The sequence below is a fragment of the Mesorhizobium sp. WSM4845 genome (assembly GCF_055811455.1).
The window spans coordinates 73,365-88,078 of the sequence record NZ_JBVVQA010000017.1; the positions used below are offsets into that span (position 1 = coordinate 73,365).

Annotated in this window: 14 protein-coding genes; 7 read left to right on the plus strand and 7 right to left on the minus strand. The window is 62.9% G+C overall.

Translation table 11 applies throughout. The features are described 5' to 3' along the window. Window positions 1–3 precede the first annotated feature (3 nt). From AC0L2C_RS19885 to AC0L2C_RS19895, 3 genes are all read left to right on the plus strand, one after another. The gene (locus AC0L2C_RS19885) at window positions 4–1,161 is read left to right on the plus strand and encodes an amino acid ABC transporter permease (protein ID WP_128185496.1); all 1,158 of its coding nucleotides are present in this window, start codon (window positions 4–6) and stop codon (window positions 1,159–1,161) included. A gap of 21 nt (window positions 1,162–1,182) precedes the next feature. Then, complete coding sequence (locus AC0L2C_RS19890) at window positions 1,183–1,986, plus strand: amino acid ABC transporter ATP-binding protein (RefSeq protein ID WP_023800620.1); 804 nt, start codon at window positions 1,183–1,185, stop codon at window positions 1,984–1,986. Between the two features lie 103 nt (window positions 1,987–2,089). Further along, window positions 2,090–2,776 carry a TIGR02117 family protein gene (locus tag AC0L2C_RS19895; protein WP_473524218.1) on the plus strand — a complete coding sequence of 229 codons (687 nt, stop codon included), beginning with the start codon at window positions 2,090–2,092 and terminating at the stop codon, window positions 2,774–2,776. Window positions 2,777–3,014: 238 nt separating this feature from the next. Here the strand turns inward: AC0L2C_RS19895 and AC0L2C_RS19900 are convergent, their stop codons facing one another. Both AC0L2C_RS19900 and AC0L2C_RS19905 read right to left on the minus strand, forming a co-directional pair. Next, entirely contained in the window at window positions 3,015–4,241 is a 1,227-nt protein-coding gene (locus AC0L2C_RS19900) for an FAD-dependent monooxygenase (RefSeq protein ID WP_473524219.1), read from the minus strand. Window positions 4,242–4,256: 15 nt separating this feature from the next. Then, the gene (locus AC0L2C_RS19905) at window positions 4,257–4,502 is read right to left on the minus strand and encodes a zinc-finger domain-containing protein (RefSeq protein WP_473524220.1); all 246 of its coding nucleotides are present in this window, start codon (window positions 4,500–4,502) and stop codon (window positions 4,257–4,259) included. A 317-nt stretch (window positions 4,503–4,819) separates the two neighbouring features. Between AC0L2C_RS19905 and AC0L2C_RS19910 the strand changes: the two genes are divergently transcribed. Together AC0L2C_RS19910 and ppx are read left to right on the plus strand one after the other, a co-directional pair. Continuing rightward, complete coding sequence (locus AC0L2C_RS19910; RefSeq protein ID WP_473524221.1) at window positions 4,820–7,021, plus strand: RNA degradosome polyphosphate kinase; 2,202 nt, start codon at window positions 4,820–4,822, stop codon at window positions 7,019–7,021. After that, window positions 7,021–8,556: an exopolyphosphatase gene (ppx, locus tag AC0L2C_RS19915; RefSeq protein ID WP_287241151.1), complete on the plus strand. Its 1,536-nt coding sequence runs from the start codon at window positions 7,021–7,023 to the stop codon at window positions 8,554–8,556. Before AC0L2C_RS19910 ends, ppx begins: the two co-directional genes overlap by 1 nt. A gap of 63 nt (window positions 8,557–8,619) precedes the next feature. Here the strand turns inward: ppx and AC0L2C_RS19920 are convergent, their stop codons facing one another. The 4 genes from AC0L2C_RS19920 to AC0L2C_RS19935 all read right to left on the minus strand — a co-directional run bounded on the left by AC0L2C_RS19920 (window position 8,620) and on the right by AC0L2C_RS19935 (window position 12,027). After that, complete coding sequence (locus tag AC0L2C_RS19920; RefSeq protein WP_287241152.1) at window positions 8,620–9,042, minus strand: DoxX family protein; 423 nt, start codon at window positions 9,040–9,042, stop codon at window positions 8,620–8,622. A 151-nt stretch (window positions 9,043–9,193) separates the two neighbouring features. Continuing rightward, window positions 9,194–9,628: a DoxX family protein gene (locus tag AC0L2C_RS19925; RefSeq protein WP_287243980.1), complete on the minus strand. Its 435-nt coding sequence runs from the start codon at window positions 9,626–9,628 to the stop codon at window positions 9,194–9,196. 123 nt (window positions 9,629–9,751) lie between these two features. Next, complete coding sequence (fumC, locus tag AC0L2C_RS19930; RefSeq protein WP_287241154.1) at window positions 9,752–11,149, minus strand: class II fumarate hydratase; 1,398 nt, start codon at window positions 11,147–11,149, stop codon at window positions 9,752–9,754. A gap of 107 nt (window positions 11,150–11,256) precedes the next feature. Continuing rightward, a complete protein-coding gene (locus tag AC0L2C_RS19935) occupies window positions 11,257–12,027 on the minus strand; it encodes an NIPSNAP family protein (protein WP_287241155.1) in 771 nt (256 codons plus the stop codon). A 95-nt stretch (window positions 12,028–12,122) separates the two neighbouring features. Between AC0L2C_RS19935 and AC0L2C_RS19940 the strand changes: the two genes are divergently transcribed. Continuing rightward, window positions 12,123–12,788, plus strand: coding sequence for a TetR/AcrR family transcriptional regulator (locus AC0L2C_RS19940; RefSeq protein WP_287241156.1), 666 nt, complete (start codon window positions 12,123–12,125; stop codon window positions 12,786–12,788). A gap of 37 nt (window positions 12,789–12,825) precedes the next feature. Here the strand turns inward: AC0L2C_RS19940 and AC0L2C_RS19945 are convergent, their stop codons facing one another. Further along, entirely contained in the window at window positions 12,826–13,413 is a 588-nt protein-coding gene (locus AC0L2C_RS19945) for a hypothetical protein (RefSeq protein WP_287241158.1), read from the minus strand. Between the two features lie 120 nt (window positions 13,414–13,533). Here AC0L2C_RS19945 and AC0L2C_RS19950 point away from each other — a divergent pair, with 120 nt between their 5' ends. Continuing rightward, window positions 13,534–14,664: a metallophosphoesterase gene (locus AC0L2C_RS19950; RefSeq protein ID WP_287241159.1), complete on the plus strand. Its 1,131-nt coding sequence runs from the start codon at window positions 13,534–13,536 to the stop codon at window positions 14,662–14,664. Window positions 14,665–14,714: the final 50 nt, after the last annotated feature.

Genomic DNA, 14,714 nt, shown 5'->3' on the forward strand with positions numbered 1-14,714 from the left:
GACATGCAGGAGCACGATCTTTCCTTCGTCCGCGTCGAAATGGCGCTGGCACAGTCGGCGCCTGCAAGCGAGCGCGGCCTGGGCGCCTGGATACGCAAGAACCTGATTGCGTCGACCGGTGACACGATCCTGACCATCATCGGCATCGTGCTGGTCGCGATGATCCTGCCGCAACTGCTCAGCTGGGCCTTCATCAACGCCCAATGGACCGGCGCGGACCGTACCTTTTGCGCCACGGCGGCACAGGGCGGCATCCAGCCGGACGGCTGGTCCGGCGCCTGTTGGGCCTTCGTCAACGCCAAGTTCGGCCAGTTCATGTTCGGCCGCTATCCGATCGATGAGCGCTGGCGACCGATCCTGGTCGCCATCCTGTTCGTGGCGCTTCTGGTGCCGCTGCTCATCCCGAAGGTGCCGCGCAAGGGGCTGAACGCCATCTTGTTCTTCGGGGCGCTGCCGATCTTTGCCTTCATCCTGCTGGTTGGTGGCGTGTTCGGCCTGCCGCATGTCGAAACCCCGCTATGGGGAGGGCTGCTGGTGACGCTCACCCTGTCCTTCGTCGGTATTGCTGTGTCGCTGCCGCTCGGCATCGTGCTGGCGCTCGGCCGGCGCTCGAAGATGCCGATCGTCAAGATGCTGTGCGTCATCTTCATTGAGACGGTGCGCGGCATCCCGCTGATCACCGTGCTGTTCATGGCCAGCGTCATGCTGCCGCTGTTCCTGCCGGCCGGCGTCAGCTTCGACAAGTTCCTGCGCGCGCTGATCGGTGTTTCGCTGTTTGCCGCTGCCTATATGGCCGAAGTGGTGCGGGGCGGCCTGCAGGCGATCCCCAAGGGCCAGTATGAGGGTGCGGATTCGCTCGGCCTCGGTTACTGGCAGAAAATGGGCCTGATCGTGCTGCCGCAGGCGCTGAAGCTTGTTATTCCCGGCATCGTCAATACCTTCATTGGCATGTTCAAGGACACCAGCCTGGTCTCGATCATCTCGATGTTCGACCTGCTCGGCGTCGTCAAACAGAATTTTAACGACCCCAACTGGGCAACGCCGCAAACGGCCAGGTCCGGCCTGGTGTTCGCTGCCTTCGTCTTCTGGCTGTTCTGTTTCGGCATGTCGCGCTATTCGATGTTCACGGAACGCCGGCTCGACACCGGCCACAAGCGCTAAGAACAAAAAAGGGAACCTTCCATGACAATAGAAAATGCAGTCAGCGCGGAAGAGATCAAGGTCAATGCCGCCAAGATGCAGGTTTCCACCACCGATGTCGCCATCGACATCATCGCCATGCACAAATGGTACGGCGAATTCCATGTGCTGAAGGACATCAACCTGAAGGTGATGCGCGGCGAGCGCATCGTCATTTGCGGCCCTTCGGGCTCGGGCAAATCGACCATGATCCGCTGCATCAACCGGCTGGAAGAGCACCAGAAGGGCAAGATCATCGTCGACGGCAAGGAATTGACCAACGATCTCAAGAAGATCGACGAGGTGCGCCGCGAGGTCGGCATGGTGTTCCAGCATTTCAACCTGTTCCCGCATTTGACCATCCTGGAAAACTGCACGCTGGCGCCGATCTGGGTGCGCAAGACGCCGAAGAAGCAGGCCGAGGAAATCGCCATGCACTTCCTCACGCGCGTCAAGATTCCGGAACAGGCCAACAAATATCCAGGCCAGCTTTCCGGCGGCCAGCAGCAGCGCGTCGCCATCGCCCGCTCGTTGTGCATGAATCCGCGCATCATGCTGTTCGACGAGCCGACCTCGGCGCTCGATCCCGAAATGATCAAGGAAGTGCTGGAGACGATGGTTGGCCTCGCCGAAGAGGGTATGACCATGCTCTGCGTCACCCACGAGATGGGCTTTGCACGCAAGGTCGCCAACCGGGTGATCTTCATGGACCAGGGCCAGATCGTCGAGCAGAACACGCCAGCCGAGTTCTTCGACAATCCGCGCCACGAGCGCACAAAACTGTTCCTGTCGCAAATCCTGCACTGATTGCTCTCACGCGAATCAAAAGAGCCCGGCCGAAACCCTGCCGGGCTCTTTTGCGTCTGAGCCGTCAGCAGGCGATTGCGCCCCGATTGCGAGGCCGTTCCTCATGAAAAAGCCGTCCCTCGTGAAAAAGCTTGGGCGTTTTCTCGCCATTCTGGTGGTGGCAATCGTGCTTGCCGTGGTTCTGGGCACATTCATTCCACGGCCGCTCTTGCCGGCGGCCGCCGCCGATCCCGCCGCCACCAGGCACGTCCTGGTGCTGAAAAATCCGATCCACACTGATATCGCCATCCCGGTCGATGACGACGTGCGCAAGCGCTTCCATTTCCTGGTCGGTGGCGGCATTCCGGCCGACATGGCTGGGGTCCGCTACATCGTCTTCGGCTGGGGAGGCCGCGCCTTCTATCTGGAGACGCCGACCTGGTCGGAACTGAAGGCGGCGCCGGTGATGAAGGTGCTGACATTGGACGCATCGGTGATGCATGTCGATGTCGCCGGCAACATTGTCGAGCCGCACCCCGACGTCGCCGGCTTCGACATCAGCGAGCAGCGTTTTGCAGCGCTGCTCGACTTCATCGGGGCGAGTTTCCAGCAAGGGCCTAACGGTCCGATCCTGATCGAGAATGCCGCTTGTTCCAAGTTCGACCGCTTCTACGAAGCCAACGGCCATTTCAATGCGCTGGTTGGCTGCAACACCTGGACAGCGGCGGCTCTGCGTATCGCCGGCCTGCGGACAGGCTGGTGGAATCCGCTGCCGGCCTCACTCGACCTGTCGATGCGGATTTATAATTGATGCTCCGGGTAATCAGCGCCTCATTCCGGCGCGCCCCCTCTGTCCTGCCGGACATCTCCCCCACAAGGAGGCACAAGGAGGGAGATATTCAGTTTCGGCGCCGCGCTTCATCCTGCAACGTTGGAGATTGGCAAAAGCCGAGGTGACGGCCGATCTCCCCCCAAGTGGGGGAGATGCCAAGTTTTTGGCAAAGAGGGCAGGACAGAGGGGGGCGCTGTCCCGCCAACCGGTCGAGCTTTCATTGCCGATTGCTATCCGGCAGCCGCCAGCCATAAAGCCAGTCGAGATCGGCCGCGAGCTTTTCCGGCGAGCGCCACTTCAGGAACAGGTTGCGCGCGACGGCCACCGGCCCCGCTGCATGCCAGGTGAGCCGGTTGACCGCACCGCGGCGGGAGACCTTGGCGATGCGCGGGCGGCGCATCTTCTCCCAGGCGGCAAGCGCGCCCCACGGATCGGCGGGCGTGGCAGCGACAAAGCCGGCAAGGGTTGCGGCGTCCTCGATCGCCATCGCCGCCCCCTGCGCCGCGAACGGCGTCATTGCATGCGCCGCATCACCGATCAGGGCGATGCCGGCGGGCGTCGTCCATGGCTGTGCCTGGTCGACCGTATGGATCGGCCACGCGGTCCACGGGCCGGCATCCTCGGCAAGCCGGGCCAGCGCTGCCGCCGTGCCACGCATGGCGCCGAGGAGGATATTGGCGTCGGCGTGGCCCGACCAGCGCTCGGCGATGATCTCGCCCCTGGTGAAGGCAGCCAGGTTGAACGCCATGCCGTTGCTGACTGGATAGGCGACGAGGTGGAAGCCGGGATGCAGGAAGGTAGTCACGCAATTGGCGGCGCCGACCTCCGCGAGGGCTTCTCCTGCGACACTGTCTGCACTGATCGTAGCGCGCCAGGCAAGCTCGCCCGAAAACCGGCTTTTGGCCGCAAACCCGCCAAAAGCTCGAATCGCCGACCAGACGCCGTCGGCGCCGATCAGCAGAAAGCTGCCGGCTTCGACTGTCTTGCCGGCAATCTCGACTGTAGCCGTGGCATGGCGCGGTCCTGTGGCGATGCCGCCGACGCGCGCGCCGGTGACGAGACTGATGTCCGGCTGTTCGGCAAGGCGCGCCATCAGTGCGTCTTGCAGATCAGCCCGATGAGCGACGAGATAAGGCGCCTGCCAGCGCCTTTCGGCCGCTTCGCCAAGCGGCACCCGCGCCAGCTCACGCAGCGTGGCGGCGTCCTTGAGCACGACCGCTTCCGGCCGCACCGCCGCCGGCAACAGCCGGTCGAGCACGCCGAGCTGGCGAAGGATGCGCGTCGCGTTGGGTGAGAGCTGGATGCCGGCGCCGGCCGCTTCGAGGCGCGGCGCCTGTTCGAACAGCCGCACCAGATAGCCGCGCTCTGAAAACGCCAGTGCCGCGGTCAGTCCGGCGACGCCGGCTCCGGCGATAACGACCTGCCCGGACCGGGTGTCGTCCATCGGATGGTGTGCGCGTCAGGCGGCCTGGTGGATATAGAGGCATCCGGCAGGCTGCGTTTCCGTCGCCTTCAGCTTTGGCAAATAGCGATAAAGCGTCGAGCAATAGGGGCAGACCTTTTCATTGTCGTCGCCCATGTCGAGAAACACATGCGGATGGTCGAAAGGCGGGTTGGCGCCGGTGCACATGAATTCCTTGACGCCGATGTCAATCGCCGCATAACCCGCATCGTTCTGGAAATGGGGAATGGAACCGCCTGCCATCGTCGTCTCCTATATTTGCCGCATGACCCCGGATCATGTGCAAAATCAAAATTCCACCGCGTCCTTTGCGCGTCCACAGGACGCGCCGCGCTGTACCTGGATTGCATCTGGATCATAAGCAGTCTCTTTGCAAGATCGATGAAATCAAACTGTCGTAAAAGCCTGTCACAGGATAAGCTAAGCCGGTTAAGGCATGGCCCCCAAACCGAATTCGGTTTTGCTGGGGATCATGCGTAGCTTAAGTGGCGGGAGCGTCCTTTTGCGCGTCCGCAAAGACGCGCGACGCTGTGGCCAACGGGTGCGAAACGAGCAGGACCATGAACGAACTAAAGCCGGTGCAGAGCGAATTCACCACTGTCGAGGTGGCGACCCCAGAGGGCGGCAACCCGGACCGGTTCGTCAACCGCGAGTTTTCCTGGCTGCAATTCAACCGCCGCGTCCTCGAGGAATCGCTGAACGCCAACCATCCGCTGCTCGAGCGGGTCCGCTTCCTGTCGATTTCGGCCGCCAATCTCGACGAGTTCTTCATGGTCCGTGTCGCCGGTCTCGCCGGCCAGGTTCGCGAAGGCATCACGCTGAAGAGCGCGGACGGCCGCACCCCCGAACAACAGCTGGAACAATTGCTGCGCGAGGTCGAGCGCCTGCAGGAGGACCAGCAGAACAGCCTTTCCGCTCTGATGCTGCTGCTCGACAAGGAAGGCATCGAGAGCATCAGCCGCGATGGGCTGACCAAGGACGAGAAGACCTGGCTCGAGGATCATTTCCAGGAGCAGGTGTTTCCGGTGCTCACACCGCTGTCGATCGACCCGGCGCATCCGTTCCCGTTCATTCCCAATCTCGGCTTCTCGATGGCGCTGCAACTGCGCCACCGCAGGAATGGCGAGGAGATGAGCGCGCTGTTGCGTCTGCCCGTGGCGCTGAAGCGCTTCATCCGCTTGCCTGACCGCAAGCATCATGTCCGCTTCATTCCGCTGGAAGAAGCGGTCGGCCTCTATATCGGCAAGCTGTTCCCCGGCTACGAGGTCAAGGGCTCCGGTACGTTCCGCATCATCCGCGACAGTGACATCGAGGTCGAGGAGGAGTCGGAGGATCTCGTGCGCCTGTTCGAGACGGCGCTGAAACGTCGTCGTCGCGGCTCGGTCATCCGCATCGAATTCGACAAGCTGATGCCGGCCGAACTGCGCGAGTTCGTCGCCGGCGAGCTTGGCGTCTCGTCGAGCCGGATCAGCGTGCTCACTGGTCCGCTGGCGCTCAGCCAGATTTCCGAGATCGTCGCCATCGCCCGCGACGATCTCAAATTCAAGCCTTACAATCCGCGCTTTCCCGAACGCATCCGCGAGCACGGCGGCGACTGTTTCGCCGCCATCCGCGAGAAGGACATCATCGTTCATCACCCCTACGAATCCTTCGACGTGGTGGTGCAGTTCCTGCGCCAGGCGATGGCCGATCCGGAAGTGGTGGCGATCAAGCAGACGCTCTATCGCACCTCGAACGACAGCCCGATCGTGCGCGCTTTGGTCGACGCGGCGGAGGCCGGCAAGTCGGTGACCGCGCTGGTCGAGCTCAAGGCGCGTTTCGACGAGGAAGCCAACATCCGCTGGGCGCGCGACCTCGAGCGCGCCGGCGTTCAGGTCGTGTTCGGCTTCCTCGAACTGAAGACCCACGCGAAAATGTCGCTGGTGGTGCGGCGCGAGGACGGCAAGCTGCGCAACTATGTGCATCTCGGCACCGGCAACTACCATCCGGTCACCGCGCGCATCTACACCGACCTGTCCTTCTTCACCACCGCTCCGACAATCGCCCGCGATGTCGCCCAACTGTTCAATTTTATCACCGGCTACGCCGAGCCGACCGAGGAGATGCGGCTGGCCATCTCGCCGTTCACGCTGCGCAAGCGCATCCTCAAGCACATTTCGGACGAGATTGGCCATGCGCTGGAGGGCAGGCCGGCCCGCATCTGGATGAAGATGAATTCGCTGGTCGACCCGATCATCATCGACGCGCTCTATGACGCCAGCCGCGCCGGCGTCGAGATCGATCTCGTCGTGCGCGGCATCTGCTGCCTGAGGCCTCAAGTGCCGGGCCTGTCGGAAAACATAAGGGTAAAGTCGATCGTCGGCCGCTTCCTCGAGCACAGCCGAATCTATTGTTTCGGCAACGGCCATGGACTGCCGTCGGACGGGGCGATCGTCTACATCTCATCGGCCGATTTGATGCCGCGCAATCTCGACCGCCGCGTCGAAACCATGGTGCCGATCACCAATCCAACAGTGCATGAACAAGTCCTCGGCCAGATCATGCTGGGCAACATCATGGACAACCAGCAAAGTTTCGACGTATTGGCTGACGGAACCTCCCGGCGCGCCACGCTCGAGGAGGGCGAGGAACCGTTCAACGCGCAGGAATATTTCATGACCAATCCGAGTCTTTCCGGACGCGGCGATGCGCTGAAATCGCATGCGCCCAAGCGCATCGCGCAGTTCAAGCGCCGCAAGAAAAACGCCACAGCGACCGGCTGATGATTTCAACGTCCCAGGGCCGGCTTCAGGACCGCCGACCGCTGTCCATCATCGACATCGGGTCGAACTCGATCCGGCTTGTCGTCTATGAGGGGCTGGCGCGCTCGCCGACCACGCTGTTCAACGAAAAGATGCTGGCCGGCCTCGGTCGCGGCATCGTCTCGACGGGAAAGCTCGATCCGGAGGCGGTGACCCGTTCGATGGAGGAGTTTCGGCGTTTCCGCGCGCTGTCCGAGCAGGCCGGCGCCGAGCATATGTATGTGCTGGCGACTGCCGCCGCCCGCGAGGCGGTCAACGGCCCCGATTTCATCCACCGCGCCGAAGATGTGCTCAAGACCGAGGTCCAGGTGCTGAGCGGGCGCCAGGAAGCCCACTATTCCGCGCTTGGCGTCATTTCCGGCTTCCACCCGGCCAACGGCATAGCCGGCGACCTCGGCGGCGGCAGCCTCGAACTGGTCGACGTCGATGGCGAGGCAATCGGCGACGGCATCACGCTGCCGCTGGGCGGCCTGCGCCTGCAGGACATGGCCAAGAACTCGCTGGCCCAGGCGGCAAAGATAGCGCGCGACGAGCTCGCGAAGGCAAAGCTGCTGAAAGGCGGGCAGGGCAGGCCGTTCTATGCCGTCGGCGGCACCTGGCGAAACCTCGCCCGGCTGTACATGGAAATGACCAGCTATCCGCTGAGTGTCATGCATCACTACGAGATCGGCATCGACAGCGCTGCGAATTTCCTCAAGCAGGTCGCCAAGGGTGACATCGAGAAAGTAAAGGGCATCGAAGGAGTCTCGAAGAACCGCCGCTCGCTGCTGCCTTATGGCGCCATCGTGCTGCAGGAGATCATGGCGGCGATGCAGCCGTCCAAGATCATCGTCTCGGCACTTGGCGTGCGCGAGGGCTTTCTCTATTCGCTGCTCGACAAAGCCGAGCAGAAGGCGGATCCGCTGATCTCGGCCTCGGAGGAACTCGCCCGGCTGCGTTCGCGCTCGGTTACCCACGCGCATGAGCTTGTCGAGTGGACGGGCAAGACCTTCGCCGCCTTCGGCATCGAAGAGACGGTCGACGAGGCGCGCTACCGCCAGGCCGCCTGCCTGCTTGCCGACATCGGCTGGCGCGCGCATCCCGAATATCGCGGCAAGCAATCGCTCAACATCATTGCCCACGCCTCCTTCATCGGCGTCGACCATCCCGGCCGCGCCTTCCTGGCGTTGGCCAACGCCTACCGTCATGATGGCGTCTTCAACGAATCGATCGCGCCAGAAATCAAGGCACTGGCAACGCCGCGCTATATCGAGCGCGCCCGTGTGCTGGCCGCGGTCATGCGCGTCGTCTACCTGCTGACGGCGGCAATGCCGGGCGTCATGCCGCGGTTGAAATGGGAGAGGCGCGGCAATGGCGTGCTGGCGCTGGTGCTGCCGGCGTCGCTGGCCGATCTTTACGGCGAGCGGCCGGCCGGGCGACTGGCGCAACTGGCGAGGGTCACCAATCGCCGGCTGGTGCTGGCGGTCGACGGCGGCCCCACTATGCCAGCCAAGTAGTCTGGCTCAGTCAAGTAGTTCGGCTCGGTCAAATAATTCGGCTCAGTCCGGCAGTTGTGTCGGTCAAGTCGTTTCAGCGCCGATCCGAAGCATCCGCCCGTCGATCGAGTAGGCGCCGGCGCCTGCCATTGCCAGTGCCAGAAAACCGCCCGATATCGCGATGTCCTTCATCAGCATCTGCGAATGCATGAAGGTCAGCGTTGGATCGTCGCCGCCCTGGCCATAGTGGCCGATGAAGCCTGCCGCGATGCAGAAAGCGGCAAGCAGGAGCGCCACGACAGGCGTCTTGAGGCCGACGAGGATGAGCAGTCCGGCGATCAGCTCGAACAGGCCCGTCGCCCAGGCTGCGAGTGTCGGCAGCGGCAGGCCAAGGCCGGAAAAATAGCCCGATGTGCCGGCAATGTCGGTAAGCGCGTGAAAGCCGGACGGAACGAATAGAGCGGCGAGCAGCAGCCGCGAAAGCAGAAGCAGCGCATCGCGCGGCATTGGTCACCTCCGACGTCGGCGGCGGTTGGCTTCACCCCGACACCTCATCCTAGCAGAAAGTCCGGCCGGCTGATCGACGGGCATAAACCGACAACGAAAAAGGGACGCGGAAAATTCCGCGCCCCTTGCTGCAAGTGGTTCCTGGACCGCTTCAGCCGCGCTTGGCGTCGACCGAATAGGCGCCGGCCCCCGAGGAAGCCAGCACGAGGAAGCCGCCGGCAATCGCCAGGTTCTTCATGAAGCTGATCATCTGCATCTGATCGGCCCAGCCGGTGTGGGCGACCAATCCGGTGGCGACGGTGAAGATTGCCAGCACCCAGGCGGTGATCCGGGTCTGAAAGCCGATGAGGATGGCGAGGCCGCCGAGCAGCTCGAGCAGACCGACGACAATCGCCGTCACGGTCGGCATCGGCAGACCCATGCTGCCGAAGTAACCGGCGGTGCCGGCGATCGCAGTGAGCTTGCCGAAACCGGAAAGCACGAAGATGACCGAAAGCAGGATACGGCCGAGCAGGATGCTGCCTGAGGCGTTGGAAGCGGCGTTGGAAACGGTGCCGGAACCGGCAACGGACGTGTTGGTGGACATGATGGGCTCTCTCCGGAAGGGGTTGTGGTGCCCATCCACATAGAGTAGCGCGACTGTTCACCAAAGATGCAGATTTGGTTACAGATTGTTCACCGCAGTAAAGTTTTTGCGATCAGCGCAAGATCATCCCGGATGCGTCATCTCCTCCGGCCGAACCAGGCGGTCGTAGTCGGCTTCGCTGACCAGCCCGGTGGCAAGCGCTTCCTCACGCAAGGTTGTGCCGTTCTTGTGAGCGGTCTTGGCGATCTTGGCGGCGTTGTCGTAGCCGATGGTCGGCGCCAGTGCTGTCACCAGCATCAGCGAACGGTCGAGGGCGGCCTTGATATTGTCTTCCCGCGCCTCGATGCCGACGACGCAATTGTCGGTGAACGAGATGGAGGCGTCGGCGAGCAGTTGCACCGACTGCAGGAAATTGTAGGCCATCAGCGGGTTGTACACGTTGAGCTCGAAATGGCCCTGGCTGCCGGCGAAGGTCACGGCCGCATTGTTGCCGAACACCTGGATGCAGACCTGGGTCATCGCCTCGCACTGGGTGGGATTGACCTTGCCCGGCATGATCGACGAACCCGGCTCGTTTTCCGGCAGCGACAGTTCACCAAGGCCGGAGCGCGGGCCGGAGCCGAGCAGACGAATGTCGTTGGCAATCTTGAACAGGGCGCCGGCGCAGGCGTTGATGGCGCCATGCGAGAACACCATGGAATCATGCGCCGCCAGCGCCTCGAACTTGTTTGGCGCGGTGACGAAGGCGATGCCGGTGATCGCGGCGATGCGATCCGCCACTCTCTCGGCAAAGCCGACCGGCGCGTTGAGGCCGGTGCCGACGGCGGTGCCGCCTTGCGCCAGTTCCTGCAGGCCAGGCAGCGTCATCTCGATGCGTTTGATCGAGGAGGCGACCTGCGCGGCATAGCCTGAGAATTCCTGGCCAAGAGTGAGGGGCGTCGCGTCCTGCGTGTGGGTGCGGCCGATCTTGACGATGTGGGCGAATGCTTTGGTCTTGGCCTCCAGCGCGGCGTGCAAATGCCTGAGCGCCGGCAACAAATCGTGCACGATGCGCTCGGCGCAGGCGATATGCATGGCCGTCGGATAGGTATCGTTCGACGACTGGCTCATATTGACATGGTCGTTGGGATGCACCGGTTTCTTCGACCCCATGACACCGCCCAGCAGTTCGATCGCTCGGTTGGAGATCACCTCGTTGGCATTCATGTTGGATTGCGTGCCCGAGCCGGTCTGCCAGACGACCAGCGGGAAATGATCGTTCAGCTTGCCGTCGATGACTTCCTGAGAGGCTTCGATGATCGCGTTGCCGATGGCCGGGTCGAGCCGCTTCAGCTTCATATTGGTTTCGGCCGCCGCCTGCTTGACGATGCCCAGCGCGCGAACGATCGACGCCGGCTGCTTTTCCCAGCCGATTTTGAAATTGCCCAGCGAACGCTGCGCCTGCGCGCCCCAGTAACGATCGGCGGCGACCTCGATGGGACCGAACGTGTCGGTTTCGGTTCTGGTCTCTGGCGCGCTCACATGTCTCTCCGGTCTGTCGAGTTCGGCACCGGCCTATCGCGTTGCACAAATGGCTTCAAGCGAAGATTGCGGGCGACAAGGATGCAAATCGGTTGAAGTAGCGCCTCTCACCGCGCAAGCAGCGATCGTGAGGTTGGAGATAGGCGCACCGTTTCCGTCGGTCTGGCCAGGCCCGATTGCAATGCCTGCCACTCCGGGGAACCGGCAAGGACTGCCTCGTGGCGGGCATGGGCGTCCGCGCTGTCGAAGGCGGCGACGCTGATGAAGACATTTTCGCCTGATCGTACCGGCAGGCGGGGAAAGCTGTTTTCGGCATGTTCGGAGACAAACGCAGCAAGCGGCCGCGCGCCATGTGCCGCCAACACGGCAATCGCGTCGGTTTCGAAGCGGCTGGCGAATCCGGCTTCGGCGCCGGGCCGCAGATGATGAATCTTGATAGCAACAATATCCGACAAGCGATTGCCTCTGCTTGGCTTTTCGTGACCCGGCAACGCCGCCCGTTGTGCGCCCGACAGATCGAAGCCGGCGCCGGGCCATGCCGGTTTCAGCAACAGCACGTCGTCGGAGGAGATCATCGTGGCGTTGGCGGCGTCGCGCCAGGCAGCCCAGATGGGCCCCTCATAGAACGCGGTCAGTGCATTTTTCCGCGCTTCCATACCCTCGAAGCCGCGCAGCCAGATGAACATGTCAGGCCGGTCGAGATCGCGAAACTGACCGATGATGGTCATGTCAGCCGCTTCCTGACCCTCGATGAGGTGACCGTCGAAGATTCCGATCAGCGTGTCGCGCCGGCCAGGTTTCAGCGTGTATTGCCTGAGCTCGACGACCGGCGAAGCGTTGAGGCCGGATTTGGACCGGGCATTCAGGGGCAGGCTCATCGCGCAATCTCCAAAACAGGGCGTTCATCCTGTTTTATAAACAGACCGGTTGTCCTGTTTTGTCAATCTGCTATCGTTAAAAAATGTCAGCAGAGATGACCGCTCGCCCAAAGGCGCAGCCCGGCAAACGCACCAACGACCCGGAAGGCCTGCGCAAACGCGTGCTTGATGTCGCCGAAGCCTCGTTTCAGGCGCGCGGCTACCATGCCTCCAGCCTCGGCGACCTGATGGCCGCGGCAGGCGTCACCGGTGGCGCGCTGCATCATCACTTCCCGACCAAGAAGGCGCTGGCCCTGGCGGTGATCGAGGAGCGGGTCGCCGCAGCCGTCGAAGCAACATGGATCGCGCCGGTGCAGGCGGCAGGCTCGGCGCGTGAGGGCGTGCGCAGCGTGTTCGAGGCCGTGGCCGCGGAACTGGAGCAACAGGGTTTCGTGCGCGGCTGCCCGCTCAACAACCTGGCGCATGAATTGTCGCTTGCCGATCCGGATTTCCGCACCGCTCTTGCCGGCATCTTTTCGGCGTGGCGCCAGGCGATCGCCGCCAAGGTCGGGGCCGACCAGCAAGCGGGCAGGGAGCAGGACACCGATCCGCAGCGTTTCGCGGCACTCGCGGTCGCCACCTATTCCGGCGCCATGTCGATGGCCAAGACGACGCAGGATTCTGCTGTGCTGCGCGATTGCCTGAACGCGCTGGAGCAGGGAGTTTCCTCAGCAAGAGCGAAGCGACGTCGCAGGGTGCTGCGGCAGTACAAAGCCTTTTGATGCCGGAGCGCCAGTCGGCTCTCTGCCCTGCCGGGACTTAATTCGGCAGCGGTTTGATGGTCTCATAGCCAACCACGCTTTCGGCGTTGGTGCCCTCGTCATAGCGCCTGGCCAGAACCGCCTGCAGGTCGGGAGCGTAGAGCGCGGTGAATTCATCCTGGGTCTTGCCGGCCTCGTTCTTGATCGTCTGCCTGACCGCAAGCACGTTGTATTTGCAGTCGCCCAGGCTGAACGTCTCCTTGCCTTTGACGCTGATCTCGAGCGTCTCGGTGCCCTTCGGCTGTTTGTTTGCAGCGAGGCGGACGAAAACGGTCGTGCTCTTCGCCCCGGCCTTGAGCGGGAACAGCTTTCTGAGATCGGAAAACGGGATCATCGCAAGCTGACCGGTCTCGCTGTCGCGAAACACCTCGATCAGACCGCCGAACAGAAACTGCGTCTGCGGCGATTGGGACTGGTATTCGTTGGCAACCGACACCATTCCACCCGCCGCCGGTCGAAACTCGCTTTGGATACCGGGCCTTTCGAGAATGAATCCGGCCTTGGCGGCTTTGGCGTCGATGCACTCGGCACCATGAGCGGCGCTCGCCAGGATGGTAAGTGCCGTCGCGATGGATATAGTCTTCATAGCGTTTGCCCGCGCAAGTTGAGTCCTGACCTGAAAGCAATGCCAGACCTGCGGCAGCGTGTCGACATACCGTTCGCGGCAACTGGACGAAGAGGCTCCGGCTGTGCTGAATCTCATGCCATGAATCGCATCTCGGCAGGATCACTCTCCCGGCGCCGCTTCCTGGCTAAGGCGGCTGGGTTTGCTGCGGCCGGCGTCCTTGCGCGACCGGCGCTCGGACAGACCGGGCAGCGCATTGCGCCTGTCGACGCCACCTTCCTGTTCGTCGCCGATGTCCATGCCTGCCGTACGGCCAACGGGCTGAGCCCTAATTGCCAGCAGGAAGGCAAGACCGATGCCGCCTTGCTGCGCAGCGTCGCCGCGTTGAACGCCATTGGCGAGAAGCATTGGCCGGCCGAAATCAACGGCATCGCCACCGGCCTGCGCTCAGCCGGCAGCCGCATCGGCACACCGCTTGGCCTCGTCGTCGGCGGCGACATGACCGATGACGGCGGCGGCCAGGTCATCCAGCCCAGCGAGGGCACGCAGCTGCTCCAGTTCAGCCAGCGTTACCAGCAGGGCATCGGCCCCGATCGCGTGCATGTGCCGGTCTATGTTGGCCTCGGCAACCACGATCTCGACCAGAACGGCCCGCCAAACCACGTCGACTGGTACCGCCGCGAAATGCGCGATTATGTCGAGGTCAACCATCGTGCCGGCGTGTTCTTCAAGCCGCCGGTGCCGGTGACCAGTTACGATGTCGACACCGACTGCTACTCGTGGGACTGGGGTGGCCTGCATCTCGTCCAGACGCACCGTTTCGCCGGCGACACCGGCCACGGCGCGGTCTCCGGCCTGCCATGGCTGAAGCAGGATCTGGCGACCTATGCAACGGACGGCCGCCCCGTCATCCTGTTCCAGCACTATGGTTGGGATGTTTTCTCGATCGAACGGTGGGATGCCGCCAAAGGAACCTTCGACGATGAAGGCACTGGTGCGCCGCACTGGTGGAGCGAAGCGGACCGGCAGGCACTGCTGGCGACGGTGAGGGGCTACAACGTCATCGGCATCTTTCATGGCCACCAGCACGAGACAGCGATGATCTATCGCGGCGATGGGCTCGACCTGTTCAAGCCGAAGGCCGCTTATATGGGCGGCTTCGCGCTGGCGCGGGTGAGCGGCGACAGCATGGACGTGGTGCTTGGCGAAGCCGTTGGCGACCATGGCGAGGTCGCCTTCACCAACGCTTTCTCAAAGAGCCTGAATTTCTAACGGCAATGGAAACGGCCAGCAGGCCGCGTAACCCGCTTCCTCATCGCTAT

Bases quoted from the DNA above. Each gene is read 5' to 3' on its own strand.
- AC0L2C_RS19885 (WP_128185496.1), top strand. From the start codon at position 4: ATGCAGGAGCACGATCTTTCCTTCGTCCGCGTCGAAATGGCGCTGGCA.
- AC0L2C_RS19890 (WP_023800620.1), top strand. From the start codon at position 1,183: ATGACAATAGAAAATGCAGTCAGCGCGGAAGAGATCAAGGTCAATGCC.
- AC0L2C_RS19895 (WP_473524218.1), top strand. From the start codon at position 2,090: ATGAAAAAGCCGTCCCTCGTGAAAAAGCTTGGGCGTTTTCTCGCCATT.
- AC0L2C_RS19900 (WP_473524219.1), bottom strand. From the start codon at position 4,241: ATGGACGACACCCGGTCCGGGCAGGTCGTTATCGCCGGAGCCGGCGTC.
- AC0L2C_RS19905 (WP_473524220.1), bottom strand. From the start codon at position 4,502: ATGGCAGGCGGTTCCATTCCCCATTTCCAGAACGATGCGGGTTATGCG.
- AC0L2C_RS19910 (WP_473524221.1), top strand. From the start codon at position 4,820: ATGAACGAACTAAAGCCGGTGCAGAGCGAATTCACCACTGTCGAGGTG.
- ppx (WP_287241151.1), top strand. From the start codon at position 7,021: ATGATTTCAACGTCCCAGGGCCGGCTTCAGGACCGCCGACCGCTGTCC.
- AC0L2C_RS19920 (WP_287241152.1), bottom strand. From the start codon at position 9,042: ATGCCGCGCGATGCGCTGCTTCTGCTTTCGCGGCTGCTGCTCGCCGCT.
- AC0L2C_RS19925 (WP_287243980.1), bottom strand. From the start codon at position 9,628: ATGTCCACCAACACGTCCGTTGCCGGTTCCGGCACCGTTTCCAACGCC.
- AC0L2C_RS19935 (WP_287241155.1), bottom strand. From the start codon at position 12,027: ATGAGCCTGCCCCTGAATGCCCGGTCCAAATCCGGCCTCAACGCTTCG.
- AC0L2C_RS19940 (WP_287241156.1), top strand. From the start codon at position 12,123: ATGACCGCTCGCCCAAAGGCGCAGCCCGGCAAACGCACCAACGACCCG.
- AC0L2C_RS19945 (WP_287241158.1), bottom strand. From the start codon at position 13,413: ATGAAGACTATATCCATCGCGACGGCACTTACCATCCTGGCGAGCGCC.
- AC0L2C_RS19950 (WP_287241159.1), top strand. From the start codon at position 13,534: ATGAATCGCATCTCGGCAGGATCACTCTCCCGGCGCCGCTTCCTGGCT.